Origin of the sequence: Streptomyces sp. NPDC058985, from assembly GCF_042740985.1 — a bacterium.
Taxonomy (GTDB): Bacteria; Actinomycetota; Actinomycetes; order Streptomycetales; family Streptomycetaceae; genus Streptomyces.
On the sequence record NZ_JBHYJX010000003.1, the window covers coordinates 176,074 to 201,420 of the forward strand.

Below are 25,347 nucleotides of genomic sequence, written 5' to 3' on the forward strand. Positions count from 1 at the left end.
ACCCACGGGAATCCCCATGCCTCTCACCCAGCACGACATCGACGCGGAGATCGCGGCCGAACACGCCGCGTACGAGAAGCGGGTCGCCGACGGCGCGCCCGTCGAGCACCACCCGCGCCGCGACTACGCCCCGTACCGCTCCTCGGTGCTGCGCCACCCGAAGCAGCCGCCGATCGCGATCGACGTCCGCCAGGACCCGGAGCTGGTGGAGCTGTCCTCCCCGGCCTTCGGCCAGCGGGACCTCACCGGGATCGACAACGACCTGACCCGGCAGCACACCGGCGAGCCGGTCGGCGAGCGCATCACCGTCTCGGGCCGGCTCCTCGACCGCGACGGCAGGCCCGTGCGCGGCCAGCTCGTGGAGATCTGGCAGGCCAACTCGGCGGGACGGTACGCGCACCAGCGCGAGCAGCACGACGCGCCGCTGGACCCGAACTTCACCGGGGTGGGCCGCACCCTCTCCGACGACGACGGCCGCTACCGATTCACCACCGTGCAGCCCGGCCCCTACCCGTGGCGCAACCACGTCAACGCCTGGCGTCCGGCGCACATCCACTTCTCGGTGTTCGGGTCCGCGTTCACCCAGCGGCTCGTGACGCAGATGTACTTCCCGAACGACCCGCTGTTCCCGTACGACCCGATCCTCCAGTCCGTGACCGACGACGCCGCCCGGCAGCGGCTGATCGCGACGTACGACCACGACCTGTCCGTGCCCGAGTTCTCGCTCGGCTACCACTGGGACATCGTGCTCGACGGCCCGAACGCCACCTGGATCGAAGAAGGACGCTGACCCCCATGACGAAGATCGACACCAGCGAGCCGGGGCAGGTCCTGCCCACTCCGTCGCACACGGTCGGCCCGTTCTACGGGTACGCGCTGCCCTTCCCCGGCGGCGAGGACATCGCGCCGGCCGGCCATCCGGACACGATCACCGTGCACGGGTACGTGTACGACGGGGAGGGCGCCCCGCTGCCGGACGCGCTCGTGGAGCTGTGGGGTCCGGACACCGAGGGCAGGACACCGACCGCCGACGGCTCCATGCGGCGCGACCCCGCCTCCGGCGGCTTCCTGGGCCGCAACGGGGTGGAGTTCACCGGCTTCGGCCGGATCCAGACCGATGCGAACGGCCACTGGTACGCGCGGACACTGCGGCCCGGGGCACGCGGGCGGAGCGCGCCCTGCGTCAGCGTGTGCGTCTTCGCGCGCGGACTCCTCGTGCACCTGTACACCCGGATCTACCTGCCGGACGACCAGGCGCTGCTCGCCGCCGACCCGCTGCTGGCCCGGGTGCCGAAGGAGCGCCGCGACACGCTGGTCGCGGTGGACGAGGGCCGCGGGACGTACCGTTTCGACATCCGCCTTCAGGGCGAGGGCGAGACGGTCTTCCTGGAGTTCCAGTGACATCACCCGCGGATCCCGCAGACGTCGGCACGAGCCTGCTCGCCCCCGGCCGGGCGGGCTCGCCGGCCGGGGCGGCGACCGGCGACCACGCGTACCTGCGGGCCCTGCTGGACGCCGAGGCGGCCCTGACCCGCGCCCAGGCCGCGCTGGGCCTTGCACCCGCCGCGGCGGCGGCCGCGGTGACGGAGGCCGCCGGTGATCCGGCCCGGTTCGACGTGCGCTCCCTGGCCGAACGCGCCCGCGGCGGCGGAAACCCGGTCATCCCCCTGGTGGCCGACCTGACCGGGGCGGTCGGTGAGGAGTACGGGCCGTACGTCCACCGGGGTGCGACCAGCCAGGACATCATGGACACGGCGACGATGCTGGTCGCCGCCCGCACCCTGGACCTGCTGCTCCCGGACCTCACGCGTACGGAACGCGCGCTGGCCGTGCTGGCCGCCGAGCACCGGGACACGGCGATGCCGGGCCGGACGCTCACCCAGCACGCCGTACCGACGACCTTCGGGCTGAAGGCGGCCGGATGGCGCGCGTTGGTCCTGGACGCGCGCGACCGCGTCGCCGCCGTGCGCGACACCCTGCCCGCGCAGCTGGGCGGCGCGGCGGGCACCCTGGCCGCCTTCGGGGCGTACGGGGCGCCGGACCCGATGGCGCTCCCCGCCGCGTACGCCCGCGAACTGGGCCTGCGGGCACCGCTGCTGCCGTGGCACACGCTGCGCACCCCGGTCGCCGACCTGGCCGGTGCCCTCACCTTCACCGCGGGGGCCCTCGGAAAGATCGCCGCCGACGTGCTGACGCTCTCCCGCACCGAGATCGGCGAGGTCGCCGAGGGCGGGGGCGGCGGCTCCTCGGCGATGCCGCACAAGGCCAACCCCGTACGGTCCACGCTGATCACGGCGGCGGCCCGGCGCGCGCCGCAGCTCGCGGCGGTGCTGTACGGCTCGCTGACCGCCGGGGACGAGCGTCCGGCGGGCGCCTGGCACGCCGAGTGGGAGCCGCTGCGCGACCTGCTGCGGCTGGCGGGCGGCGCGGCCCGGGACACCGCCGAACTGGCCGAGGGGCTCCGGGTGCGGCCGGACGTGATGCGCGCGCACCTCGGCCTCACCCACGGGCTGATCGTGTCCGAGCGGCTCGCCGCCGAACTGACGCCGGTGCTCGGGCGGTCCCGCGCCAGGGCGCTGCTCACCGAGCTTGCGGCGCGCACGTATGCCGAGGACCGGACCCTGGGTGAACTGCTCGCCGAGGTGCCGGAGTTGCGGGACCTGGACCTCGACGCCCTCACCGATCCCGTCCGTTACACCGGCTCCGCGGGAGCCCTGACCGACCGTGCTCTGGAGCGACGTTGACCATGCTCGACCACCTGGCCGAAGGCCCTGCCTCCGCACCCCCGCTGCTGCTCGGGCCCTCGCTGGGCACCTCGTACGCCCTGTGGGACGCGGTGGCACCCGAGCTGTCCACGGGGCACCGGGTGATCCGCTGGGACCTGCCCGGGCACGGGGGTTCGGCGGCCGGCCTCATCGGGCCCGGCGCCACCGTCGGTGACCTCGCCGGGCTGGTGCTGGCCCTCGCCGACTCGCTCGGGGTGGAGCGGTTCGCCTACGCCGGGGTGTCGCTGGGCGGGGCGGTGGGCCTGCACCTGGCCGTGCACCATCCGGAGCGGGTGTCGTCGCTGGCGGTCGTCTGCTCGTCGGCGCACTTCAACGGTGCGAAGCCGTGGGAGGAGCGGGCCGCGCGGGTGCGCGCGGAGGGGCTGGCGCGGCTGGCGGACGGCGCGGACGCCCGGTGGTTCACCCCCGGGTTCACCGTGCCGCGACTGGTCCGGGACCACCGGGACGCCGACCCCGGTGCCTACGCCGCCTGCTGCGACGCGCTGGCCGCCTTCGACCTGCGGGACCGGCTCGGCGACATCACCGCGCCGACGCTGCTGATCGCCGGGCGCGAGGATCCGGCCACGCCGCCCGCGCATCTGCGGGAGATCGCCGACGCGGTGCCGGGCGCGACGCTGACGGAGATCCCCGGCGCCTCGCACCTGGCGCCCGCCGAACGTCCGGAGGCGGTGCTGACCGCCCTGCGGACGCACCTCGACGGCGACGCCCGGCGGGGCATGGCGGTACGGCGCGAGGTGCTGGGCGACGCGCACGTGGACCGGGCGCAGGCCCGCCAGTCCCCGTTCACCGCCCGCTTCCAGGACTTCATCTCGCGCTACGCGTGGGGCGAGATCTGGACCGACGAGACGCTGTCCCGGCGCGAGCGCAGCCTGGTCACGCTGACCGCGCTGGTCGCGCACGGCCACTACGAGGAGCTGGCCATGCACGTGCGGGCGGCCCGGCGCAACGGGCTGACGCCGGACGAGATCGGTGCGGTACTGCTCCAGACTGCGGTGTACTGCGGGGTGCCGGCGGCGAACTCGGCGTTCGCGACGGCCCAGCGGGTGCTGGCCGAGGAGGACGGCACCCCGGGCTGAGGCCCCCCGGCGGGGCGGGCCGTCAGCCCGCGTGCACCACCGCCAGCGCCTCGCGGGCCCGGGCCACCAGCCCGTCGGCGCCGCACGAGTCGGCCAGCGCCAGGCCCCGGTTCAGCTCGGCCGCCGAACGGGCCGCGATGCCGTACTCCACGCGGGCGGCGGCGTGTTCGTACTGGCAGGGCGAGGCCTCCAGGTAGGTGACGGCCTGGGCGGCGAGCCGGACCGCGCGCTGACCGGTCTCCAGCGCGGCGGCGCAGCGCAGGGCCTCTCCTATGGCAGTGTCCGTGCCGAAGCGCTCGGCCTGGCGGCGCGCGTCACTGGCCAGCCGGGCGGCGCGGCCGGGGTCCTCGGTGGCGAGGGCGCGGGCCAGTTCGGTCGCCCAGGGCACCACCACGGGGTTGTGCCGGCCGCGGGCGGCGGCGGCCTTCTCGGCGGCCTCCAGCTCTCCCACGCCCTCCTCGGTGCGGCCGGTCGCCAGCAGCAGCCGGCCGCGCACGGAGCGGGGGTCGGGCAGCACGATCGTCGACGGGTAGGGCGGGGCGAAGTCGTACTGGTCGGCGAGGGTGCGGGCCTCGGCGACATGGCCGCGGGCGAGCAGAGTGTCGATCAGGTTGCAGATCGCCGACCAGTACAACGGCAGTCCGCGGCCGACGCGTTCGGCGATGCGCAGGGATGCGCGCAGCGACGTCTCGGCCTCCCTGAGGCGTCCTCGCCTGCGGTGGCCGAGGCCGACGTAGGCGTGCGCGAGGGAGAGGTGACCGCCGCTCCAGCCCGCCGTCTCGTAGGCGCGCAGGGCCTCGGTGAACAGCGCCTCGGCGCGGTCGAGCCGGTCGGCGTATGCGTAGGAGCTGGCCAGCATCATGGGCAGTTCCAGGCCCCACTCGGTGTCGGTCCAGCCGAGCCCGGGTGCGAGGCGGCCGTTGACCAGGGCCCGGTCGCAGAGTTCGACGACCTCCTCGGCGCTCTCGCCGTGCGTCATGGCGTCGAAGCCGCGCAGGATGAGCAGGGCGCGTTCGGCGTTGTCGCGGCCGGTGCAGGTGGCGGCGAGTTCGGCCAGGCGGGCGGAGCGGCGGGGCGAGGACGTCTCGCCCGCGTGGATGCCCTCCCACATGTACTGGACGGCCTGGAGCCGCAGCCGCGCGGAGGGGTCCGGGTTGCGTGCGGCCTCCGCCTCGACGGTGCGGACGGCCTCCTCCAGCTGGTCGTTGTGGAGCAGCGCCTGGGAGAGCCGGAAGACGGCGTCGACGCGCTGCTCACCGTCGAGTCCCGGCATGGCGAGCGCGGTGCGCAGGTGGCCGATGGTGGTGGCGGGCGCGGTGAGGAGGGTGGCGCAGCCCAGCTCGAAGAGCACGCGCGCGTGGGTGTCGGGCAACGGCGGTTCCTGCAGCGCGCGTTCCAGGCAGCGGCGGGCCGCGTCCGGGGCGCCGACGGCCAGGTGTTCCCGGGCGGCTTCGCGCAGTTGCCCGACGACTTCCTGGTCGTCGTCGGGATAGACCTGGAGCAGGTGGCGGGAGGCGGCCGCGGCGCCGAGACCGGAGTCGGTGACCAGTTGGGCCGCTATGCCGTGCATCGCCGTGCGCAGCGCGTCGGGGATGGAGTTGTAGACGGCGGTGGCGATCAGCGGATGGACGAACTCCAGGTCCCCGTCGCCCGGTTGGCCGGGTGCGGGGTCGGCCGCGGCGAGGATGCGGGCGTCGGACAGCAGCTCGGCGCAGCGGGCGGCGTCGGCGCGGTCGAGGGTGGCGAGGCGGGCCACCATGTCGACGGTGATACCGCCGCCGAGGATGGCCGCGGCCCAGGCGAACCGGGTGGAGTCGACGCCGAGTTGTTCCAGGCGGGCGACGAGTCCGCCGCCCCGCGCGGAGCGGTTCAGGGCGCGCAGCTCGGCGGCCTCCGCCTCGACCGGCTGCAGCTCGCTGTCCTGGACCTTGGCGAGGAGTTCGACGGTCTCGTAGGGGTTGCCGCCGGTGACGGCCCACACCTCGCGGCAGAACGCGGCGTCGGCGTGGGCTCCCAGCGTGGCGCGGGTCAGTCCGGCCGTCGCGTCGGGGGTGAGGGCGTTCAGCGGGGCGAGGGGCCGGCCCACCGCGGCGGCCTCGTCGAGGTGGCGGGCGCTGTCGCCGCTCACGTCGCCGGGGCGGCGGGCGAGGACGATCAGCACCGAGGTCTCGTCGAGCCGGCCGGCGAGCGCGGCGAGCCAGCGCAGGGTCTCCTGGTCGGCCCAGTGGGCGTCGTCGATCAGCAGCACCAGCGGCCACTCCCGGCGGGCGAGGCGGCGCACCGCGGCGACCAGGCCGTCGCACACGCCCTGCGGGTCGGCCTGCCGCTCGCCGGGGTCCGCTATGCCGAGGGCGGGGCCCGCGATGTCGTACCAGTCGCCGAGGTACTCGCGGGCCTCCTCGGGCAGCATCGACACCAGCGCGGGCTGGAGGAGTTGGCGTACGACGTTGAAGGGGACGGACCTGAGGGTCTCGCCGCCGCGCGCCGACCAGACGGTGCAGCCGAGCCCCTCGGCGATGCGGCGGGTCTCGGCGAGCAGCGCGCTCTTGCCCACTCCGGCCTCGCCGCGCGCCTCCAGCAGCAGGCCGGGGGACGAGCGGTCGGCGCGCAGGGTGTGGACCGCCCGCGTGATGGTGGCGACTTCCTCGTCGCGCTCCCAGAGGGAGGCCGAGGCGGCGACCGCCCGCCGTACCTCCGTCATCCCGCTACCTCCCCAAGTCGCCCGAATGACGTACGAGCACTGAGCCTAGCCCTACGGCCGGGCACGTGGTGCGTGGTCCGGCGAGCAGTTGCCGTGACGGGTGACTTGGGGTAAAGCCCGGACGACGTGCCGGGCCCGTCATCTGCGGCGGCACCCGGCGGGCGGCGTCAACTCGTCGCCGCCGCGGGGCGGTGACGGGTCGGCGGACGGCCGGCGGCGGACCTCTCCGCCGGGCCTCTCATCCGGCTTTCACCGACGCCTCATACGGTGGGCACATGACGCAGGTGACTCCTCCCGGGTGGTACCCGGACCCCGGACAGAAGCAGGACGGTCCCGCCACCGAACGCTGGTGGGACGGCAAGGCGTGGACGGACCAGGTCCGCCCCGCCGGGCAGGAGGCCGCGTGGGCCCCTCCCGCGCAGCCGCCGGCGCCGGGCGCGGCGCCGTACCCCGTGCACCAGGGTTATCCGGGCATGCCCGTGCGGTCCCCCTCCGCGCGGCGGCGCCGGATGACCACCGGCATAGCCGTCGCGGCGGCGGTGGCGGTGCTGGCCGGTATCGGGTTCGGTGTGTACGCGCTGGCCGGTGACGGCTCGGAAAGCGACAGCGCGGGATCCTCGCAGCAGGACCGGCGCGGCCCCGGCGGCGAGGACGCCCCCTTCGGCGACCCGCGCGGGGGCGACGGCGGAGGTGACGGCGGGGGCGGCGAGTCGCCCGCGCCGGACTCGCCGGGCGGGTCGGAGCCGCCGACGATCGACAGCGGGTCGGTGCCGGACCGGCTGAGCGGCATCACCCTGCCCATCCCGGACGGCTGGTCCGGGCAGCAGCTGGAGGTCGGCGCGTCGGTGACGTCCGACGACAGCTACAAGTGCCCCGGCGACTCCTCCGCGACCTGCACCAAGGGCGGCGCCTACTCGGCCCCGGCGCTGGTGCTGCGCACCGAGGGCGACACCGCGGAGGAGGTCGCGAAGGCCGACATCGAGGCGAACGCCGAGCAATCCTACGGCAAGGCCTACGGCGGGATCACCTCGCACAAGGAACTGGCGTCCAAGGCGGTCACCGTCGCCGGACAGAAGGGCTACCTGGTCCGTTGGCAGGCGGTCACGGCCAAGGGCGCCGACGGGTACGTCCAGTCGCTCGCCTTCCCCTCGCCGGCCGATCCCGAGCGCCTCGTCGTCGTCCGCTTCGGTGTCGACGTCGGGGAGAAGCAGGCGGTACTCGACGAGATCACCAAGGGCATCGAGGCGGGCGCCGCCGGGGGCGGCAACGGGCAGGACGTCTGACCGGCCCCGCCGGCACGGTGATCGGCCGGGCGGGGCGCCCCTCCGCTCAGAGGGCGCCCCGGCCCGGCCGGGGGTGCGCGCCGCCCCCGTCCCCACGGTGCGGCGCGGGCAGACCACCGTCCAGTCATCCCGTGGACGGCGGCCTGGGTCTCAGGGGAGGCCGAGCGCCGGGAGCACGACGGCCTCCACGAACCGGACGAGGTACTCCGCGTCGGCGTACTCGCCCTCGACGACGGGCCGCATCCGCAGCACGCCGAACATCTGCGCCGGCACGTACTCCAGGGCCGGATGGTCCGCGTCGACCTCGCCGCGCTCGACCCCGCGCCGCAGGATCTCCCGGAGCGCGGCGATCTCGGGTTCCACCAGCGCCTCGCGCAGCGCGCGCTGGAGCTCCGGGTCCTGCATGACCGCGTGCCCGAGCGCCTGGAGCAGGGTGTCCTTGCCGGACCACTCCCCCGCGATGCGGGCCGCCTGGCGCAGGTCCTCGGCGAGCGATCCGCTGTCGATGCCGGCGAAGCGCACCCGCCGGTGGGAGCGCAGGGCGGCGGCCACGAACTGGGGCTTGGTCTTCCACTGCCGGTAGAGCGTGGACTTGCTGCACCTGGTGCTGGCGGCGATGCCCTCCATGGTGACGGCGTCGTACCCGCAGGCCCGGATCTGTTCGAGCACGGCGTCGAAGAACTCCTGCTCACGCTCGGGCGTGATCTTGGAGCGGCGCGAGACGCCGACCGGTTCCGGTCGGTGCGCGGCCTGCGACGTCATGGTCCCTGCTCCTCGTCCGGTGCGTCTCGAGTGCGCCTCGAGTGTCTATCGATACGCCAGTGTACCGGTACACGAGCGTATCGGTACACTGTCGTATCGGAACGAGGTCGTATCGATGAGAGGCCGGGGATGAACGCCCGCAGCGAGCCCGCCGGAGCGGAGCCTCCACAGGCGGGGCCGGGCACGCCCGCGCGCCCGCCGCTCGTCCGTGAGCTGCTGCTCGTGGCCGGGCTCTTCCTCGTGTACAAGTTCGGCCGGCAGCTGGCGACGGGGCACACGGCGGACGCCTTCCGCAACGCCCGCCGGGTGTGGGACGGGGAACGCGCGCTGCGGCTGCCCGACGAGGGCGTGGTGCAGTCCCTGCTCCTGCACGGCGACGCGCTGGTCCACTCGGCGAACACCTACTACGCCGCCGTGCACTTCCCGGCCACCGTGGCCTTCCTGGTCTGGCTCTACCTGCGACGGCCCGCGCACTACGTGTGGGCGCGCCGGGTGCTGGCCGCCGTGACCGGCGCGGCGCTGGTGCTGCACCTGCTCTTCCCGCTCGCGCCCCCGCGCATGCTGGGCGCCGCCGGAATGATCGACACGGCCCGGGTGTACGGCCCCTCGGTGTACGGGCCGCCCGCCACGGACGAGTTGTCGAACCAGTTCGCGGCGATGCCGTCGCTGCATTTCGGCTGGGCGCTGATGGTGGCGGTCGGCCTGGCCGTCGCGACCCGGTCCCGGCTGCGGTGGCTGTGGCTGCTGCATCCGCTGCTGACCCTGCTGGTGATCGTGGGCACCGCGAACCACTACTGGCTGGACGTGGTCGCCGCCACGGCGCTGCTCGGTCTGGCGCTCGCGGTACTGCGCCCGCCGCACCGGCGGCGGTGCGCGCCGCCGCCGCGCCGGGCGCTGTCGCGGCGCCGGGCGGCGGCCGGGCCCGAGCTGGTCGGGGCGGCCCGGTGAACGCCGCTCTCGTCGCCGTCCTGCTGTCCCTGGTCTCCGCGTGCGCCTACGCCGCCGCGGCCGTCGCCCAGGAACGGCTGGCCAAGCGCGGTGCCGGGGCGGGGGCGCTGCGGCTGCTGGCGTCCGGTGCCTGGTGGTGGTCGGTCGCGCTCAACGCGTCGGCCGCCCTGCTGCACGTCGTGGCCCTGCGGTACGGGCCACTGACCGTGGTGCAACCGCTCGGGGCGCTCACCCTGGTCGCGGCGGTGCCCCTCGGGGCGCGGCTGGCGGGCCGGCGGGTGAGCGCCGTCGAGTGGCGGGGCACCGGGCTGACCCTGCTGGGGCTGGGCGCGCTGCTGCTCACCGCGTCGGGGCCCGCGCCGGACGACTCCCTGAGCGTGGCCGAGGCGCTGGCGGTGTCCGGCGCGACGGCCGCGCTGATCGGCGTACTGGCCTGGCCCGGCACCCGGCCGGGGCTGCGGCACGCGACGGCGTCCGGCGTCGCCTCCGGGGTCGCCTCGGCGCTCACCCAGACGGTCACGGTCGCCGTCACGGACCGCTCGGACCCACTGCTCAGCGCGCAGGTCATCGGGGTGGCGGTGCTGGTGGCGGCCTTCGCGGCGGGCGGCCTGCTGCTGTCGCAGACCGCCTACCGGGGCGGCCTGGGCGCCCCCCTCGCCGTGGTGACGCTGGCCAATCCCGTGGCCGCCGCGGTGATCGGACTCTCCCTGCTCGGCGAGCGGCTGCGCGGCGGCCCGGGCGGCGTACTCCTCGCCCTGACCGGTGCGGCGCTGGCCGCCCGGGGTGTGATCCACCTGAGCCGCGCGACCCCGCACCCGCCCGACACCCCTGCCGCACCCCCCGTACCGGACGCGGCGGCGACACTGGTGCCCCGGCAGCCGGGGCCGGGGCACCTCACGCGGCTCTGAGGCCGAGTCAGGTCAGTCGGCGACGGGCGCCGGACTGCCCACGGGCACCCGTGGCATCTCCCGCCCCCACCCCCGCCATCCGCCGAGCCGGACGCGGGATGGACGCCAGGGCCCCGGCACCGGGGCCGGGGCACCTCGGCCGGCTCTGAGGCCGGTCGTCGTCAGTCCGTGACGAGGGCCGGGTCGCTCACGCCGGGCCGGCCGTTCTCCACGTGGCCGCAGAAGCGGCGCAGGTACGCCGGGTCGGAGTCGGAGGTGACGGTCAGGTCGTACCAGCGCCCGCTCCGCTCCAGGTCGACGGTGTGGCGCACGGTGGTGCCGGGACGCACGGTGAGGGTCTTGCTCCGGCCGCCGTACGCGTTCTCCACCTTCAGCCGGACCACCGAGGTCCCGCCGTTGGTGAGGGTCAGCCGGACGTCGTCGCCGGTGTGCCGGGCGGTGACCTCGGGTCCCGCGCTCTTGTTGGGGCCCTTGAAGACGCGCAGGAAGCCGTTGGGGCCGTGCACGGTCAGGTCGTACGAGCCCTTCGAGTACGCCGAGTTCCAGGTGTCCGCGACGGACTTGCCGGCCTCGGTGGTGTACGTCCAGGGGCCGTCGGTGCGATTGCCGGAGGTGATGAGGAAGGCGGCGCCGGCCGCCGCTCCGGAGGCGAAGGTGAGCGTGAACTTGCCGGCCGCGGCGTCCACGGCGCCGTCCACGTGCGGGGCGTAGCGCAGCGGCCGGGTGGGGCGCCGGCCGCGCTCCTGCCGGGGCATGTCCGGGTCCGCGGGCGGCGTCGGGCGGTAGTCGGGGTGGCGTTCGCGGTCCGGCGGCTCGTAGGCGTCGGTGTCCGGCAGGGCGGCCGGGCGGCTGTCCTTGCGGGAGAAGTCGAAGGCGCTGGTCAGGTCGCCGCAGATGGCGCGCCGCCACGGCGAGATCTGGGGTTCGCGCACACCGAAGCGGCGTTCCATGAACCGGATGACCGAGGTGTGGTCGAAGGTCTCGGAGCAGACATATCCGCCCTTGCTCCAGGGCGAGACGACCAGCATGGGCACGCGCGGGCCGAGCCCGTAGAAGCCCTCGCGGTGACTGGCGCTGCCCTGGAAGACGTCGAGGGAGACGTCGACGGTGGACCGGCCCTGCGCGGCGGACTTCGGCGGCAGCGGCGGCACCAGGTGATCGAAGAAGCCGTCGTTCTCGTCGTACGTGATGAACAGCGCGGTCTTCGCCCAGACCGCCGGGTTGGCGGTGAGCGCGTCCAGGACCTGGGAGATGTACCAGGCGCCGTAGTTCGACGGCCAGTTGGAGTGCTCGGAGAACGCCTCGGGCGCGGCGATCCAGGAGACCTTCGGCAGCCGGTCCGCCTTGACGTCGGCGCGGAGTTGGTCGAAGTACCCCTCGCCGCTCTTCGCGTCGGTGCCGGTGCGCGCCTTGTCGTACAGGGGGTCGCCGGGCTTCGCGTTGCGGTACGTGTTGAAGTACAGCAGCGAGTTGTCGCCGTAGTTGCCGCGGTAGGCGTCGTCGATCCAGCCCCAGTGGCCGGCGGCGTCCAGGCCGTCGCCGATGTCCTGGTAGATCTTCCAGGAGATCCCGGCCGCCTCCAGCCGCTCGGGGTACGTGGTCCAGTCGTAGCCCAGTTCGTCGTTGCCGAGGACCGGCCCGCCGCCGGTGCCGTCGTTGCCCGTGTGACCCGACCACAGGTAGTAGCGGTTGGGGTCGGTGGAGCCGATGAAGGAGCAGTGGTAGGCGTCGCAGACGGTGAAGGTGTCGGCGAGCGCGTAGTGGAAGGGGATGTCCTCGCGGGTCAGGTACGCCATGGTGGTGGTGCCCTTGGCCGGCAGCCACCGGTCGTACTTCGCGTCGTGGTAGGCGTCCTGGCCGTCGGACCAGCCGTGCGGGAGCCCTTCGAGGAACTGCATGCCGAGGTCGTCGGCCTCGGGGTGGAAGGGCAGCACCTCCTTGCCGTCGCTGCCCGGCTGGTGCCACACCGACCGGCCGCTGCCCAGCGTCACCGGGTGCGGGTCGCCGAAGCCGCGCACACCGCGCAGCTTGCCGAAGTAGTGGTCGAAGGAACGGTTCTCCTGCATCAGGACGACGATGTGCTCGACATCCTCGATCGTCCCCGAACGGTGGTTCGCCGGGAGCGCCGCGGCCCGCTCGATGCTCGCGGACAGCGCGCTGAACGCGGAGGTGGCGCCGGCGAGTTGGAGGAACCTGCGGCGGTTGACGTCTGGCATGGGGGTGGGAGACCTCTCGCCTCGGGGGGTTCAACCGGCCGGGACGGTGCCGGATGATGACGGATTGCGCGCGAAAGGAGTGTTCCAGGAGCAGCAAACGTCAGGGAAGGGTCCGGTGGCGCTGGTGTGAAAGTCGCCGGTACGCCAGGTGTGCCGGGCCGGTCGCCCGGGGATGGTCGCGATCATGACAGGCATGCACACGGAAGCACCCCCGGCCCGACGACCCGTCCGCCAGCTCCTCGCCGCCTCGGTGGGCAACGCCGTGGAGTGGTACGACTGGTACGCGTACACCTTCCTGGCCACCTACATCGCCGACCAGGTCTTCCCCGAGAGCGCGGACAACTCGCTGGTACCGCTGCTGTCGACGTTCGCGGTGTTCGCCGTGGGCTTCTTCATGCGGCCCGTGGGCGGGCTGCTGATGGGCGCGATCGCCGACCGGCGCGGACGGCGCGCCGCGCTGACGGTCACCATCCTGCTGATGGGCGGCAGCAGCCTGCTGGTCGGCCTGACCCCGACCTACGCGGCGGCCGGGGTGCTCGCCCCGGTGGTGCTGGTGGCCGCACGGCTGCTCCAGGGGCTCTCGGTGGGCGGCGAGTTCGCGGCCTCGACCACCTTCCTGGTGGAGTCGGCGGGGCCGGGGCGACGCGGCCTGTTCTCCAGCTTCCAGTACGTCTCGACGACGGCCGGGCAGCTCGTCGCCTCCGGTGTCGCGACGGTGCTGGTGAACACGCTGAGCGAGGAGCGGATGAACGGCTGGGGCTGGCGCGTCCCCTTCGTCCTCGGGGCGGTGCTCAGCCTGGTCGGCTTCTGGATCCGGCAGGGCGCGCAGGAGACCCGCAGCGAGGAGCAGCGGCAGGCCCCACGACCCGGACTGTTCGAGGCGCTGCGCCGCCATCCGCGCGAGTCGCTGCTGATCTGCGGCATCACGGCGGGCGGCACCATCGCCTACTACACCTGGACGTCGTACCTGCCGACCTACGCCGAACTCAACACGGGCCTCGCCAAGTCGGACGCGCTGCTCGCGGGCACCCTCTCGCTGGCCTTCTTCGCGCTGCTCCAGCCGGTGGGCGGCATGCTCTCCGACCGCTTCGGGCGCCGCCCCCCGCTGCTCTTCTTCGGCGTGGGTTTCGCCCTGCTGAGCGTGCCGCTGCTGCACTCCCTGCGGGACTCCTTCGCCGTCCTGCTGCTGGTGCAGTGCGCCGGGATGATCCTGCTGACCGGCTTCACCTCCATCAGCGCCGCGGTCAACGCCGAGATCTTCCCGCCCCGGGTGCGGGCGGCCGGGATCGGCTTCCCCTACTCGCTCACGGTCGCCCTCTTCGGCGGGACGGCGCCCTACGTGGGCACGCTCTTCAAGGACCTGGGCCATTCCGGGCTGTTCCCCTGGTACGTCGCCGTCCTGTGCCTGCTGTCCTCGCTGGTGTACCTGCGGCTGCCGGAGACGGCGCACAAGGAGCTGGAGCGCTGACGCCGGTGGGCGGCAGCGCCCCGCCAGGGCGCACCTCAGCGCCGGCGCCCGCGCGGTCGCGGCACCTCCATGTCCTCCGGCCGCGGCCCCTCACCCGCCACGACCCGCCGCCACGCCTCGCGGTACACGTCGGCCACGGGCCGGGCGGGGACGACGACGCCGAGGACGGGCGACTCGCCGTCGAGCAGACCGTAGAGCGGCAGCTTCCACCGCTCCAGCGGGAGGTGCGGGTTCGCGAGCCTGGTCCACCCACCGGGCAGGAACAGCGAGCGTCCGGCCTTGGCCCGGCTGCCCTCCAGTACGAGGCCGGTGGCCGCGAGTTCGGCTCGGGCGGCCCGCAGCCGGGCGGTGCCGCCGCGCTGTTCCCCCCAGCCGGTCCAGCGCGCGGTGTTGCGGTCGGTGGGGTCCGGCATGGCGAGCAGCATCAGGTAGAGAGCGGCGGCGTCCTCGCCGATGCCGTGCCGTGCGGCCACCTCGGCGACCAGGCCGGGCACGGACCGGGCCGGGTCCTGCGGCCACCAGAGGCCGTCCTGGTCGCGCTCGCCGGCCACCGGGTTCCCGGGGCCGGCGAGCAGCTCGGCGAAGGGGCCGTCGTGGACCAGACGCAGGGCGGTCCGCTGCGCGTTCGGCCGCTGCCCGGCGAACAGCGCCGCCAGGTACGGGTCGTGACCGGCCGCGTCCAGCAGGACCGGACGGACGGCGGGGACGGGGTCGGACTCCGACCGCTCGGTGCCCAGCACGACCGCGCCGTAGCGGACGAAATCGTCACCGGTCTCGGTCGGTTCGCCCGCGGCCTGCCGGAACGCCTCCCAGTCGGTCTTGCCGTCCAGGCCGATCAGCAGCCCGGGATGGGCCAGCCGGGCGCGCAGCGCGGTCAGTACGCCGGGCAGGACGGCACGGACCGGGTCGCCGGACGGGAGCCGGTGGGCGAGCCACGCGGCCATCGCCACCGCGCCCTTGAGGACGTGGCCGTCGAAGCCGGGCGTCCGCTCGGCGGACGTCAGGTAATAACGGCCGATGGTCCAGGTCAGGTCCTGGGTGAGGCGGGGCTCCGTGGCGAGGTCGACGAAGCCGCGCAGGGCGGCGGCCGGTGCCCAGCCCACGGGCTCCACGGTGCGGGCCGCGTCGTGCACCACCTCCTCGGGGACGGGGGTGCGCCGGCCCAGCCGCTCGTTCCAGACTCCGGCCGCGCGGGCGGCGTCGGGGCCGTGGGTCCACAGCCGGGACGGGTCGGCGGGCAGCAGCGCCGTCACGACGGCCTGCCGGGCGCCCGCGTCGAGGGCCCTCAGCTCGTCCTTGGCCACCCGGGCGTCGGCCGACTTCACGCCGATCGCCTTCAGTGTCGCGGAGGGTACGGCCTGCCGTACGTCGTCGATCAGGGGCAGGCCGGCGACCACCAGCCGGGCCATGGTCGGGGTGACGCCGGTGAGCCGGGCGAACTCCTCGGCGGCCGCCGGGTACCAGGGTGCGGGACCGCGTTCCGCGAGCGTGGCGCGGAAGGCGGCGGCCCAGCCGGGCGCCCGGGTCGGCTCCGGCACGAAGGGCTCCTGGGAGACCGGGGTGTACGGGGCCGGTGTCTCGAATCTGCCGGTCGGGTCGTGGTGGAGGGCGCCGTAGTGCCGGCCGGGGATCTCGTGCGCGCCGTGCTCCTGGACGAACTGGTACCAGCGGTCGGGGAAGACGAGGAACGCGCCGTCGGCCAGGTCGAGCACGGTGGCCCTGGTGTAGCCCTTCACGGCGTCGGGCCCGGTGAACAGGCCGCCGTCGAGGCACAGGCGGACGCGGCGCCAGTGGTCCGGGGCCAGTTCCGTGAGGTGCCGCGCGTCCAGTTCCGCGAGGAACGCCTCCAGTGCCTGCCGGTGCTCCGGCACGATGACCTCGGTGCCGGCCCGCAGCGCGACGACGGCCGGGAGGTGGGGCAGGGCCAGGGCGTTGAGGCGCCCCAGCGACGGCTGCCCGGCCAGGTCGGCATGGACCCGGCCCTCGGGTGCCGGTTCGGCCTGGCCCCGCGCGGACGGGCTGAGCAGGCCCGGCAGTCCGAAAAGGTGGTGGTCGAAGTCGTAGTACCAGCGTCGCTCGCCGTCGGTGAGGCCGACGCCGTTCAACGCGGCGGCCAGCAGGAGGTCACCGACGGCGGCCGGCTCCTTCCGGGGGGCTTCGCCCGCCACGGCGGCGTCGAGCCGGGCGCGCGCGGCGTCGAGGACGCGCTGCAGCTCGGCGGCGTACCGCGTCACACCGGCGATGCCCGCGCGCAGCGCCTCGTGGCCGACCCGCGGCAGCAGGCCGCGAATCAGGCCGGGCAGCTCGTCCCGGCCGGCGGGTCCGTCCGCGGGCCCTTCCGCCACGGCCGCCGCGAGCAGGGCCGCCGCGGTCTCCTCGCCGACCTGGCGCAGTGCCGCGGAGCCCTCCGGGTCGCGGGGCCGGAGCAGGTGCCAGTGGCGCAGGGGCGGCAGCAGGGCGGTGCCCGCGCTGAACGGGCCGGCCGTGTGGCCGCGCGTGACCTCGGCGAGGACCTTGCCGTCGCCGTCGAGCAGCCGGATGTCGGTGCCCGACCACCGCAGCACGGTCACCGGCCGGTCGGTGCCGGGGAAGACCAGCGCGTGCTCCGGGTCCTTGCCCACGCCGGGCGGTACGACGACCGACCGCCCGGCGAGGTCGTCGCCCCGCCGCGAACCGTCGGGCAGCCTGATCACCCGCCAGCCGAGCACCCCGTCGACCGGCGCGCCCACCGGGCCGGGCACCGCGGCCGGGTCGGGCAGCAGCCAGGCGGTGCCGAGGGTGCTGCCCTCCGGCGCGGCACCCAGCCCCTCGCCGAACCAGTCCGGCACGGCGCGCTCACCCACCGCGCGGCCGTACGGGTCGTACGCGTGCCAGGCGCTGTTCGTCTCGTCGGACCAGTCCTTGATCCACACCCAGTACGAGGTGCCGTCGCCGATCACCAGCCGCCTGGACGGGACGTGGGTGTCGCCCCGCCGCAGGATGCCCTGGCCGGTGGTCCGGCCGCCCTCCGGGAGCGGGAGGGTGGCGGGCGGCATGCCGTTGCCCCCTCCGCTCCCGCCGCTCCCGTCGGCCTGGCACACGTGGGGGTAGCGCACGTCGCCGTCCACCGGCGTCGGTGCCGAGGGGTCGCCGTCGTGCCAGTAGCCGTGGGAGCTGGACGTGGAGAAGCTGTACCAGGTGACGAGCAGGGCGCCGTCCACGTGGCGGACGTCGGGACGCCAGCGGTCCGCCCCGTCCGGGAGGCGCAGTTCGTGGCTGAGTACCGTGCCCTCCGCGTCGATCACCCGGGCGTGGGTGCCCTTGAGGACGATCAGCTGGGGCCATGCCTCACCCACCTGTGTCTTGCGCACCTCCTCGGGGGATCCGTCGGAACCGACCGCCTCGTCCCAGGCGGGCCAGCCCAGTTCGTCCAGGATGCCGGTGCTCAGGGTGCGGGCCAGCGCCGGGGCCATGCCGGGGGCCAGCGCTTCGCGTACCGCCTGCCCGGCGGTGGCCAGGACCTCGCCGGGCAGCCACCTCAGTGTGGTGAGGGGCTCCAGGTATCCGGTGAAGCCGCCCAGTTCGGCGGTGAGATACCGGCGGCTCACCTGGGCCACCCACTCGGCGAGCAGGGGGCGCCCGCCGGGCGACTCGGCGAGGACCGTGACGGTTCGCCGGTCGTCGTCGCTGTACTCATGGGCGGGGCAGCCCTCCCGGAAGGCCGCGTGGAACCGCGGGTCCGCCGCCAGGGCGAGCAGGTCGCGCCGCTCGTCGCGGGCGGCCCATGCCTTCAGTCCGAGCCCGGGGCGGCTCTCGGGGTCCGCGACGGGTATCCGCAGGGCCAGGAGCTGGTCGAGGAGGTCGACGTCGCCCACCGGAGGCGGCAACGCGGCGCCGGATGACTTGAGTTCGGCGCGGAGTGGACCGGCCATGCGGTCCACGAGCGGGTACAGCTCCGCCGGGGCCAGGGACCGGCTGTCGGCGCCGCACAGTGCGAGGAACCTGCGCGCCCAGCCGGCCGTGCCGTCGGGGGAACGCTCCTCGGCGGGCCGTGCGGCGTCGCAGAGCCCGGCGGTGGCGCCGGACTTCTCCAGCAGCTCCAGCCACTGGGGCAGGTCCTCCTGCCCCCACTCCGCGGGCAGCAGTCCCAGCAGGGTGCCGCGGACGGCGGGCTCCCGCCCGGCCAGTTCGAGGAGCGCGGCCCGGTGGGCCTTCCACCAGCCGGGCGGTGCCTTGACGGTGCCGGGCAGCGACAGCATCTCGCGCAGGTAGGCGATCTCCTCCGCCCGCGCGTTCCGGCCCGCGGCGGCCTTCGCGAGCCGGCGCAGGTCGGCCGCGCCCGGGCTGGACGGCGGCAGTCCGTGCGCCGCGAGCCGGGTGAACAGACCGCGCAGGTGCCGGAACGCGGTCGCGGCCGGCACCCGGGAGGACAGACCCTTGGCGTATCCGGACAGGACTTTGGTCGGCACGGCGTCGGCCAGGGCGAACTCCAGGAACACCGCGTCCATGCGCGCCTCGTCGAACGGCAGCGCGTGCGCCGTCTCGGCCTTGCGAGCGTTGACGAACATCTGGGCGGCGTACGACCGCTCTCCGGCGGCCAGGAACACCCGGCCGGCCTCCTCGTAGAAGGTCGGCAGGAAGTGCGGCACGGAACCGGCGAGGCGCTCGCCGATCGACTCGTACGTGGCGCGCGCCTTCTTGGCGCGGGAGCGCACCGTCCGCGCGACCTTGTTCATCTCCTCGACCAGGGACAGGGCCAGATGGCCGTCCGAGGGATGCCGGACCAGGACCCATTCGGGGAAGCCCATGGCCCGGTGCTGTCCGATGCCGACCTCCACCGGTCCGCCCTCGGGCCTGAGGCCGAGGAAGGGGGCGCCGGTGTCCCCGGAGGGGTCCTCGGCGATCAGCCGCACGACGGTCCGGCCGTCGAGGCCCGGGTGCCGGTAGGCCCGCGTGAACACGGGCACCGCCCGGTCGCCGCCCCCGGTGGTGCCCGGCGGCAGGACGGCGCCGGCCCGGAGCAGTTCCGCCATCTCCGCCGTCGTCCCGCCCTCAGTGGTGCCGTCGCTCATGCTCTCGGGCCTTTCGTCGAGGTGCGTACCGCCGTGCCGTTCACCGGGCGCCGTCCGTGGGCGCGGTGCGGCCGGCGTGCAGGGCGGCGGCCATGCGCATGCCTTCGGACCAGGCCACGGGGCCGATCTCGGCGAGGGGGAGGTGCCGTCGGCCGTCCTCGGCGCTCCAGGCCAGGCCGCCGGTCCAGGCCTTCTCCTCGGTGAAGGGGTCGCTCATGCCGACGGAGGCGGTGACGACCCGTCCGGCGTCCCGGATCCGGTCCACGACACTGCTGCCGGAGATCTGGTAGCCGAGGGAGGTGGCGCGGGAGGAGAGGTGGAACCAGGAGCGGTACTCGGCGCCGGCGAACTCGGTCACGGTGTGGGCCGTGGTACCGCTCCCGCCGGGCCTGCGCCAGGTGCGGCGGTGGATCTGCTCGACGCCCTGGACCACGCCCGACTCGGCCGCGAACCGGCGCAGTTCCTCCAGCCGGGGCAGGAGGACGGGGTGGGGCATGGTCACCGTGCGCGGTTTCAGGCGGACGGTCGCGCCGTCCGGGCCGACCAGCCGCAGTTCGCCCGACTCGGCCGCGTCGCGCAGGAAACCGGTCTCGTCGGGGTGGTCGCCGACGACAACGATGTCCTGAAGTGCCGCCCGCCACGCCTCGTCGGGCCAGACCCGTCCCAGCAGCCCCGTCGGTACCGGCAGCGAGGACACCATCCACCGGTCGACCTGGGCGGCGCACTCGGCGGCGTGCCGGTCGAGCCACTCGGCGAAACGCTGGAGTTCGAGCACCTCGGGCCGGTCCCGTATCTCCTCCGGCAGGGACCTCTCCCGCTTCCCCTCCCGCCCCTCCGGGGGCTCCGTCACCGCGGACCGGGCCACCACCCGGCCCTCCACCAGGGCGACTTCGTACGCGTCGCCCGCTGCCAGCCACCCCATGGGTCCTTCGCCTCTCCGCTGCCGGGAACACGGCACAGCGCGTCCGACGGCCCCGATCGGCGCGCCCCGCTGTGACGTTGGCGAAAGACTAGGGGCACCCACCGACAGTCCCCCGCGCGCACCGCCCCGTCCGATCGGTCAAGGGAACCGCCCGCGCGGGGCGGTGGATTTCGCGCCAGATTGAACGACGATGCTTTCCAGCCGATTCCCGGCCGAACGGACGTCCGTTCGACCCGGCCGGTTTCGCGGGCGGGGCGGCCCCGTGGGTGCGGTGTGCCACCGTGGCCAGGATGCGAGGCCCGACGGCGTGCGTACGAGGGCGGACGGCCGGATTCCCTACGGAGTGGGGCCGGGTGCGGATGGGTGTGTTCTCCGCCTTGTTCGCCCGGACGGAGGCCCTTGTTCCGCCCCTGACGGGCGGCCCACAACGGCGGATTGACTCGGGTGTGCTTCGCACGTGCGTACGCTCCGTGTTCCACCCGCACAGATCAGGGCAGATGGCCTCGTGGCGCGGGGACGAGTGACTATCGGCTGTCCGAACCGGACGGGCCGAGACAAGGGGTGGGGGAGATGGTCCGTACGGTCGTGGTGCACGACGAGGCACTACTGCGGTCGGCGTTGGCGCAACTGCTCAGATCCGACGACACGCTGGAGGTCTCGGCGCTGTGTCCGGACAACGAGGCACCGGACATCGAGGCGTTACCGGCGGACGTGTGCGTCGTGGACGGCGAGTGCCTCCAGGGACCGGACGAAGCCCGGGGAGAGCGCCTGCGGGGCCGGTACGGGGATCGGCTCGTCGTCCTGGCCACCGCCAAGCGGCCGGGGGTGCTGCGCCGGGCGTTCGAAGGGGGCGCGCTCGGGCTGGTGGACAAGAACGCCCCGGCGCACCGGCTGATCACGGCGGTGCACACGGTGGCCAAGGGGGAGCGCTTCCTGGACGAGACCCTCACCGTGGCCCTGCTGAAGGGCGCGGAGATGCCGCTGACCACCCGCGAACTGGGCGTGCTCTCCCTGGCCTCCCAGGGGGCGCCGATCGCCGAGATCGCCGCGCGGCTGCACCTGTCACGGGGAACGGTCCGCAACTACATGGCGACGGCGATCCGGAAGGTCGGCGCCCGCAACCGGGTCGACGCGATACGCATCGTCCAGAGCGCCGGCTGGACGTGACGCGTCCGCACCGTACGCCGACCCTGTCCCGCGCGGACGTCGGCGGTCACGGCCGCCGCAGCGGCTGTCCGTGCCAGTGGCCCGTCAGGTCGCGGTAGAGCGGCGACCGGTCCAGCACCTCCTCGTGGGTGCCGCAGACCGCGGCCACGCCGTCCAGCACCAGCACCCGGTCGGCCCGGACCGCCGACGACAGACGGTGCGCCACCACCACCAGCGTGCCCGGCCGCCGGGCCAGGGCCTCCTCCGCGAGGGCCTCCGCGGCCGGGTCGAGGTGGCAGGTGGCCTCGTCGAGCAGCAGCAGCGGGGCGGGCGAGAGGTACGCGCGGGCCAGCGCGACCAGTTGCCGCTCCGCGTGGGTCAGTTCGGCGGGCCGCACCGGACCGTCGAGCCCGCCCAGGCGCTCGACCAGCGGCCGCAGCCCGAGTTCCCGGACGGCGGCGTCGAGGTCCGCCCGGTCCGCGTCCGGGCGGAGATAGGCGAGGTTGTCGCCGACGGTGCCGGTGAAGACGTACGCCTCCTGCGGGACCAGCGTGCGCAGGGCGGCGAGTTCGGCGGCGGCGCGTCCGGTCACCGCGTGGCCGGCCACCCGGACCTCGCCGCCGCTCGGCGCGAGTGTTCCGGCGACGAGGCGGGTGAGGGTCGACTTGCCGATGCCGCTCGGTCCGACGACGGCGAGGTGTTCGCCCCGGGCGACGCGCAGGTCGAGCGAGTCGAGCACCGGCTCCGCGCCGACGCCGTAGGAGAGGGTGACGGACCGCAGTTCCACCGCCGGGGCCGGCCGGGCGCCGGGCGCCGAAGGCCCGCCGGGTGCGGGTGCGCGGGCGGCGGGCGCGGGTGCGGTCTCCGGCACCGGCGCGGGGCCGAGGATCCGGTCGAGGACGACGAGCAGCCGGGCGCCCGCCGCGCCCAGGGCGGTCATCAGCGTGTGCAGGGCGGGCAGCAGGGACTGCGCGAGATAGGTGAACGCGCCGAGCAGCGCTCCCGCCGTCACGCCCCGCCCGCGCAGCCACGGCACCGCCACGAGCAGCGCGAGCAGGGGCAGGTTGCCCGCGACGCCGAGCGCCGTCGTGCGCACCGCCGCCCAGCGGGCCAGGACCCGGGCCGTCGCGGCGGCCTCGGCGACCAGTTCCGCGCCGCGCCGCTCCGTCTCGGGCCCGGTCCCGCAGGCGGTGAGGTCCCGCAGGGCGGCACGTGAGCGGGTCGCGTGGTCGCCGAGCGCCTCGTCGGCGGCCAGGGCGCGGCGTTGGGCCGCCGCCATGGGCCGCAGGGTCGCCAGAAACAGCGCGAGGCCGGCCGCCAGCGGCGGCAGGACCACCACGAGCAGCGCCGGATGCAGGGACAGCAGGCCGATCAGGGCTCCGGCCGCGGTGAAGACGAACGAGCGCAGGGTGAGGACGAGACCGGCGAAGCTGTCCCGGGCGATCTCGACCTGGTTGGTCAGCCGGGAGACGGCCGCCCGGTCCGTCCCGCCGGGCCCGCCGAGGGCCGCCAGGGCCATGGACCGGTCGACCGCACGCCGCACCAGACCGTCCCGCAGCGGCTCCGTCAACCCGGCGAGCTGCGCGAACACCCCTCGTACGACCGGAGCGCCGGAGAGTACGGCGACCAGGGCGGCCGCGAGCCACAGCAGCGCCCGGCGCGTGTCACCGGCGAGAAAGCCCTCGTCGACGGCGTGGGCGACCGCGAACCCGACCAGGAACGCCTGTGCCGACTCCACCAGCGACCAGAGCCCGAGCCGGGCCAGCACGCCCTTGCGCCGGGCGAGGAAGCGACGCGCCGGCGGGACGACGCGGCGCAGCGCCCCCGACCCGTCGTCGGCCGGTGCGGGCGTGCGGGTGTCCCCGGCGGACGCGGACGTCACGGCCGTGCCTCCTCGGGCTCAGTGGCGGGCTCGGAGGCGAGTTCGGAGGCGCGTTCGCAGGTGGGCTCGGAGGCGAGTTCGGCGCCGAGTTCGGACCCGGGCTTCGACACGGGCTCCGACGCGTGCTCCGGCCCGGGTCGCCGGGCGGACCCCACGCGCGGCGCCGCGGCCGTGGTGCCGGTGGCGCCGAAGACGGCCCGGTAGTCCTCCGTCCGCCACAGGTCGTGGTGCGTCCCGACGGCCCGCACGCTCCCCTCCTCCAGCCACAGCACCAGATCGGCCCGGGCCGCCACCGACGGGCGGTGCGCGATCACGAGCCTGGTCCCGGGCCGCACCGAGCGGCGCAGGGCGAGGTTCACCTCGTGTTCCGTCGCGGTGTCCAGACTTGACGTCGCGTCGTCCATCACCAGAAGCCGTCCGGCCTGCGCGAACGCCCGTGCCAGGCCGAGCCGCTGGTGCTCGCCGCCGGAGAGCGGCGCCCTCGGCAGCGGGGTGTCGTAGCCGTGCGGCAGCCGGCGTACGAAGCCGTCGGCTCCCGCCGCCCGGGTCGCTCGCCGTACCTGCTCGGGGGAGGCCAGCCGCGCCCCGGAGGCGACCGCTTCGGCGACGGTGCCCTCCCCCAGCGCCGGGCGTTCGAAGGCGAACGCCACCTCGGTGCGCAGCGCCTCGCGCGCCAGCCGGTCGAGGCGGACACCGTCCAGCAGCACCTGACCCTCGTCGGGGTCGATCAGCCGCCCCGCCACGGCCGCCAGGACGGTCTTGCCCGCGCCGCTGCGGCCGACCACCGCGACCGTGGAGCCGCCCGGCACGCGCACGTGGTCGGCGCGCAGCACCTCCCTGCCGTCGCGCACCACGCGCACACCGCGCAGTTCGAGCTCGCCGGTGCCGGTCGGGGGCAGGTGCCCCGTCCCGTGGGACAGCGCGGGCAACCCTTCCAGCTCCAGGGTCCGTTTGCGTGCCTCGCGGCCCCGCACGATCGCGCCCAGCAGGGACGCGGCCGCGCCGACACCGGCCGTGAGCTGTGCGTACCGGCCGACGGCGAGCAGCTCCCCCACGCTCAGGTCCCCCGAGGCCAGGCGCACTCCGCCGACGCCCGTGGCCGCCAGGACCAGCAGCGGAACCAGGACACCGCTCCTGGCCAGTGCCCGTCCGTGCAGGGCCCACATGTCCCGGCCCTGGGCGGCGAGTTCCGTCAACGGCGCCAGTACCCGGGCGCGTTCGCGGTCGCCGGTCCCCGCGGCGCCGATCGTCGCCGTGCCCTCCAGGGCCTCGAGGAGCCGCGAGGCGATCGCGGACTGGGTGCGCTGGTAGGCGGCGACCGAGGCGCCGGTGTCGCGGGCGAAGGTCCGCAGCACCAGGGCCAGGGCGGGCAGACCCGCGCACACGCAGGCCGCCACCCACACGTCGACGAAGGCCAGCGCCACGAGGGCGCCCAGCGGGGTGACCAGCGAGGCCGCCAGCGCCGCCCGGGCCGCGGGGGCGCCGCCCGCGTCGGCGGCGTTGAGGGTCAGGCGGGTGCCGACGTCCCCGGGCGGAAAGGGGCGGACGCGGTCCGGTACGGCGCCCAGCAGGCCGGTGAGGGCCCGGGAGCGGACGGAGGCCGTCCATGCGGCGTTGCAGCCGCCGGTGAACAGCGCGGTCAGGCTGTCGAGGAGCAGTTCTCCCAGGAGGAGCCCGGCGCTCAGCGCGAGCCAGGGGCCGGCGTCGTCGGCGCCGTCGCGCAGCATCAAGTCGAGGGTGCGGCCGAGGACGACCGGCTGGGCCACCGCCGTCAGGGCAGCCGCCACCGAGCACAGCAGCACCAGTACCTCCGGCGCGCGCCCGGGACCCGCGGCGTCGGTCCCGTCCCGCGCCTCGGGCGCCCGCCGCGCCCGGGACCTGCTCGTTCGCACCAGCCAAGACCTTCCGTCCGTCCCACCGTGCCGGGACGCCGGTCGCGCACCCCGGGGGCCGTACGGCCGCGGGGTGCGCGGAGCAGGCGTCGGCGCCCCGGGAGAGACCCGGGGCGCCAGTGCCGGGCGACACGGCTCACCATGTCGCCGCGGCGGTCAACTCCGGCGTCAGTTGCAGGTCGTGACGCTCAGGCTGCTGTCGCCGCAGAGCAGCAGGCTGGCGCGGCTGCCGCCGGTCTCGACGTCGCCCATGGCCTCGTCCTTGGGGGTCTCCATCGACTGCAGGTCAAAAAGGTTCATGACATT

Annotated in this window: 17 protein-coding genes; 9 read left to right on the forward strand and 8 right to left on the reverse strand. The window is 75.1% G+C overall.

The window, feature by feature from the left end:
* The first annotated feature begins 16 nt into the window (after positions 1 to 16).
* From pcaH to pcaD, 4 genes are read left to right on the forward strand one after another with little or no spacing between them, the layout of a single operon-like run.
* Positions 17 to 790, forward strand: a complete 774-nt coding sequence (gene pcaH, locus ACFW01_RS03895) for a protocatechuate 3,4-dioxygenase subunit beta (protein WP_234956910.1) — start codon at positions 17 to 19, stop codon at positions 788 to 790.
* 5 nt (positions 791 to 795) lie between these two features.
* Positions 796 to 1,401, forward strand: coding sequence for a protocatechuate 3,4-dioxygenase subunit alpha (gene pcaG / locus ACFW01_RS03900; RefSeq protein WP_234956909.1), 606 nt, complete (start codon positions 796 to 798; stop codon positions 1,399 to 1,401).
* Positions 1,398 to 2,744, forward strand: coding sequence for a 3-carboxy-cis,cis-muconate cycloisomerase (pcaB, locus tag ACFW01_RS03905; protein WP_384502303.1), 1,347 nt, complete (start codon positions 1,398 to 1,400; stop codon positions 2,742 to 2,744). Before pcaG ends, pcaB begins: the two co-directional genes overlap by 4 nt.
* A gap of 2 nt (positions 2,745 to 2,746) precedes the next feature.
* Entirely contained in the window at positions 2,747 to 3,862 is a 1,116-nt protein-coding gene (gene pcaD / locus ACFW01_RS03910) for a 3-oxoadipate enol-lactonase (RefSeq protein ID WP_384502304.1), read from the forward strand.
* Between the two features lie 22 nt (positions 3,863 to 3,884).
* Here pcaD and ACFW01_RS03915 read toward each other — a convergent pair whose 3' ends face one another.
* Complete coding sequence (locus tag ACFW01_RS03915) at positions 3,885 to 6,563, reverse strand: AAA family ATPase (RefSeq protein WP_234956907.1); 2,679 nt, start codon at positions 6,561 to 6,563, stop codon at positions 3,885 to 3,887.
* A 275-nt stretch (positions 6,564 to 6,838) separates the two neighbouring features.
* On the opposite strand from ACFW01_RS03915, the gene ACFW01_RS03920 reads away from it, so the two are divergent.
* Positions 6,839 to 7,846, forward strand: coding sequence for a DUF2510 domain-containing protein (locus ACFW01_RS03920; RefSeq protein WP_384502305.1), 1,008 nt, complete (start codon positions 6,839 to 6,841; stop codon positions 7,844 to 7,846).
* Between the two features lie 150 nt (positions 7,847 to 7,996).
* Here ACFW01_RS03920 and ACFW01_RS03925 read toward each other — a convergent pair whose 3' ends face one another.
* Entirely contained in the window at positions 7,997 to 8,608 is a 612-nt protein-coding gene (locus ACFW01_RS03925) for a TetR/AcrR family transcriptional regulator (protein WP_384502306.1), read from the reverse strand.
* A gap of 129 nt (positions 8,609 to 8,737) precedes the next feature.
* Between ACFW01_RS03925 and ACFW01_RS03930 the strand changes: the two genes are divergently transcribed.
* Positions 8,738 to 9,556, forward strand: a complete 819-nt coding sequence (locus tag ACFW01_RS03930; protein ID WP_384502307.1) for a phosphatase PAP2 family protein — start codon at positions 8,738 to 8,740, stop codon at positions 9,554 to 9,556.
* Positions 9,553 to 10,464 carry a hypothetical protein gene (locus ACFW01_RS03935; protein WP_384502308.1) on the forward strand — a complete coding sequence of 304 codons (912 nt, stop codon included), beginning with the start codon at positions 9,553 to 9,555 and terminating at the stop codon, positions 10,462 to 10,464. Before ACFW01_RS03930 ends, ACFW01_RS03935 begins: the two co-directional genes overlap by 4 nt.
* A gap of 161 nt (positions 10,465 to 10,625) precedes the next feature.
* Here ACFW01_RS03935 and ACFW01_RS03940 read toward each other — a convergent pair whose 3' ends face one another.
* Complete coding sequence (locus ACFW01_RS03940) at positions 10,626 to 12,680, reverse strand: phosphocholine-specific phospholipase C (RefSeq protein ID WP_384502309.1); 2,055 nt, start codon at positions 12,678 to 12,680, stop codon at positions 10,626 to 10,628.
* Positions 12,681 to 12,852: 172 nt separating this feature from the next.
* Between ACFW01_RS03940 and ACFW01_RS03945 the strand changes: the two genes are divergently transcribed.
* Complete coding sequence (locus ACFW01_RS03945) at positions 12,853 to 14,148, forward strand: MFS transporter (protein ID WP_234956901.1); 1,296 nt, start codon at positions 12,853 to 12,855, stop codon at positions 14,146 to 14,148.
* A gap of 35 nt (positions 14,149 to 14,183) precedes the next feature.
* Here the strand turns inward: ACFW01_RS03945 and ACFW01_RS03950 are convergent, their stop codons facing one another.
* Together ACFW01_RS03950 and ACFW01_RS03955 are read right to left on the reverse strand one after the other, a co-directional pair.
* Positions 14,184 to 19,199, reverse strand: a complete 5,016-nt coding sequence (locus ACFW01_RS03950) for a DNA-binding protein (RefSeq protein ID WP_384502310.1) — start codon at positions 19,197 to 19,199, stop codon at positions 14,184 to 14,186.
* Between the two features lie 40 nt (positions 19,200 to 19,239).
* On the reverse strand, positions 19,240 to 20,121 hold the full coding sequence (locus ACFW01_RS03955; protein WP_234956899.1) for a DUF4132 domain-containing protein: 882 nt from the start codon (positions 20,119 to 20,121) through the stop codon (positions 19,240 to 19,242).
* Between the two features lie 561 nt (positions 20,122 to 20,682).
* On the opposite strand from ACFW01_RS03955, the gene ACFW01_RS03960 reads away from it, so the two are divergent.
* Positions 20,683 to 21,288 carry a response regulator transcription factor gene (locus tag ACFW01_RS03960; RefSeq protein WP_234956898.1) on the forward strand — a complete coding sequence of 202 codons (606 nt, stop codon included), beginning with the start codon at positions 20,683 to 20,685 and terminating at the stop codon, positions 21,286 to 21,288.
* A 46-nt stretch (positions 21,289 to 21,334) separates the two neighbouring features.
* Here the strand turns inward: ACFW01_RS03960 and ACFW01_RS03965 are convergent, their stop codons facing one another.
* From ACFW01_RS03965 to ACFW01_RS03975, 3 genes are all read right to left on the reverse strand, one after another.
* Positions 21,335 to 23,149 (reverse strand): ABC transporter ATP-binding protein, encoded by a 1,815-nt coding sequence (locus ACFW01_RS03965; protein WP_234956897.1) that lies wholly within the window; start codon positions 23,147 to 23,149, stop codon positions 21,335 to 21,337.
* Entirely contained in the window at positions 23,146 to 25,041 is a 1,896-nt protein-coding gene (locus tag ACFW01_RS03970) for an ABC transporter ATP-binding protein (protein WP_384502311.1), read from the reverse strand. Before ACFW01_RS03970 ends, ACFW01_RS03965 begins: the two co-directional genes overlap by 4 nt.
* A gap of 168 nt (positions 25,042 to 25,209) precedes the next feature.
* Positions 25,210 to 25,341 carry a SapB/AmfS family lanthipeptide gene (locus ACFW01_RS03975; RefSeq protein ID WP_122620605.1) on the reverse strand — a complete coding sequence of 44 codons (132 nt, stop codon included), beginning with the start codon at positions 25,339 to 25,341 and terminating at the stop codon, positions 25,210 to 25,212.
* Between the last annotated feature and the right edge of the window lie 6 nt (positions 25,342 to 25,347).

What these genes read in the sequence shown, in the direction of transcription:
- ACFW01_RS03920 (WP_384502305.1), top strand. Translation starts at nt 6,839, where the DNA reads ATGACGCAGGTGACTCCTCCCGGGTGGTACCCGGACCCCGGACAGAAG.
- pcaD (WP_384502304.1), top strand. Translation starts at nt 2,747, where the DNA reads ATGCTCGACCACCTGGCCGAAGGCCCTGCCTCCGCACCCCCGCTGCTG.
- ACFW01_RS03955 (WP_234956899.1), bottom strand. Translation starts at nt 20,121, where the DNA reads ATGGGGTGGCTGGCAGCGGGCGACGCGTACGAAGTCGCCCTGGTGGAG.
- ACFW01_RS03930 (WP_384502307.1), top strand. Translation starts at nt 8,738, where the DNA reads ATGAACGCCCGCAGCGAGCCCGCCGGAGCGGAGCCTCCACAGGCGGGG.
- pcaH (WP_234956910.1), top strand. Translation starts at nt 17, where the DNA reads ATGCCTCTCACCCAGCACGACATCGACGCGGAGATCGCGGCCGAACAC.
- ACFW01_RS03915 (WP_234956907.1), bottom strand. Translation starts at nt 6,563, where the DNA reads ATGACGGAGGTACGGCGGGCGGTCGCCGCCTCGGCCTCCCTCTGGGAG.
- ACFW01_RS03940 (WP_384502309.1), bottom strand. Translation starts at nt 12,680, where the DNA reads ATGCCAGACGTCAACCGCCGCAGGTTCCTCCAACTCGCCGGCGCCACC.
- ACFW01_RS03925 (WP_384502306.1), bottom strand. Translation starts at nt 8,608, where the DNA reads ATGACGTCGCAGGCCGCGCACCGACCGGAACCGGTCGGCGTCTCGCGC.
- pcaG (WP_234956909.1), top strand. Translation starts at nt 796, where the DNA reads ATGACGAAGATCGACACCAGCGAGCCGGGGCAGGTCCTGCCCACTCCG.
- ACFW01_RS03975 (WP_122620605.1), bottom strand. Translation starts at nt 25,341, where the DNA reads ATGAACCTTTTTGACCTGCAGTCGATGGAGACCCCCAAGGACGAGGCC.
- ACFW01_RS03945 (WP_234956901.1), top strand. Translation starts at nt 12,853, where the DNA reads ATGGTCGCGATCATGACAGGCATGCACACGGAAGCACCCCCGGCCCGA.
- ACFW01_RS03950 (WP_384502310.1), bottom strand. Translation starts at nt 19,199, where the DNA reads ATGAGCGACGGCACCACTGAGGGCGGGACGACGGCGGAGATGGCGGAA.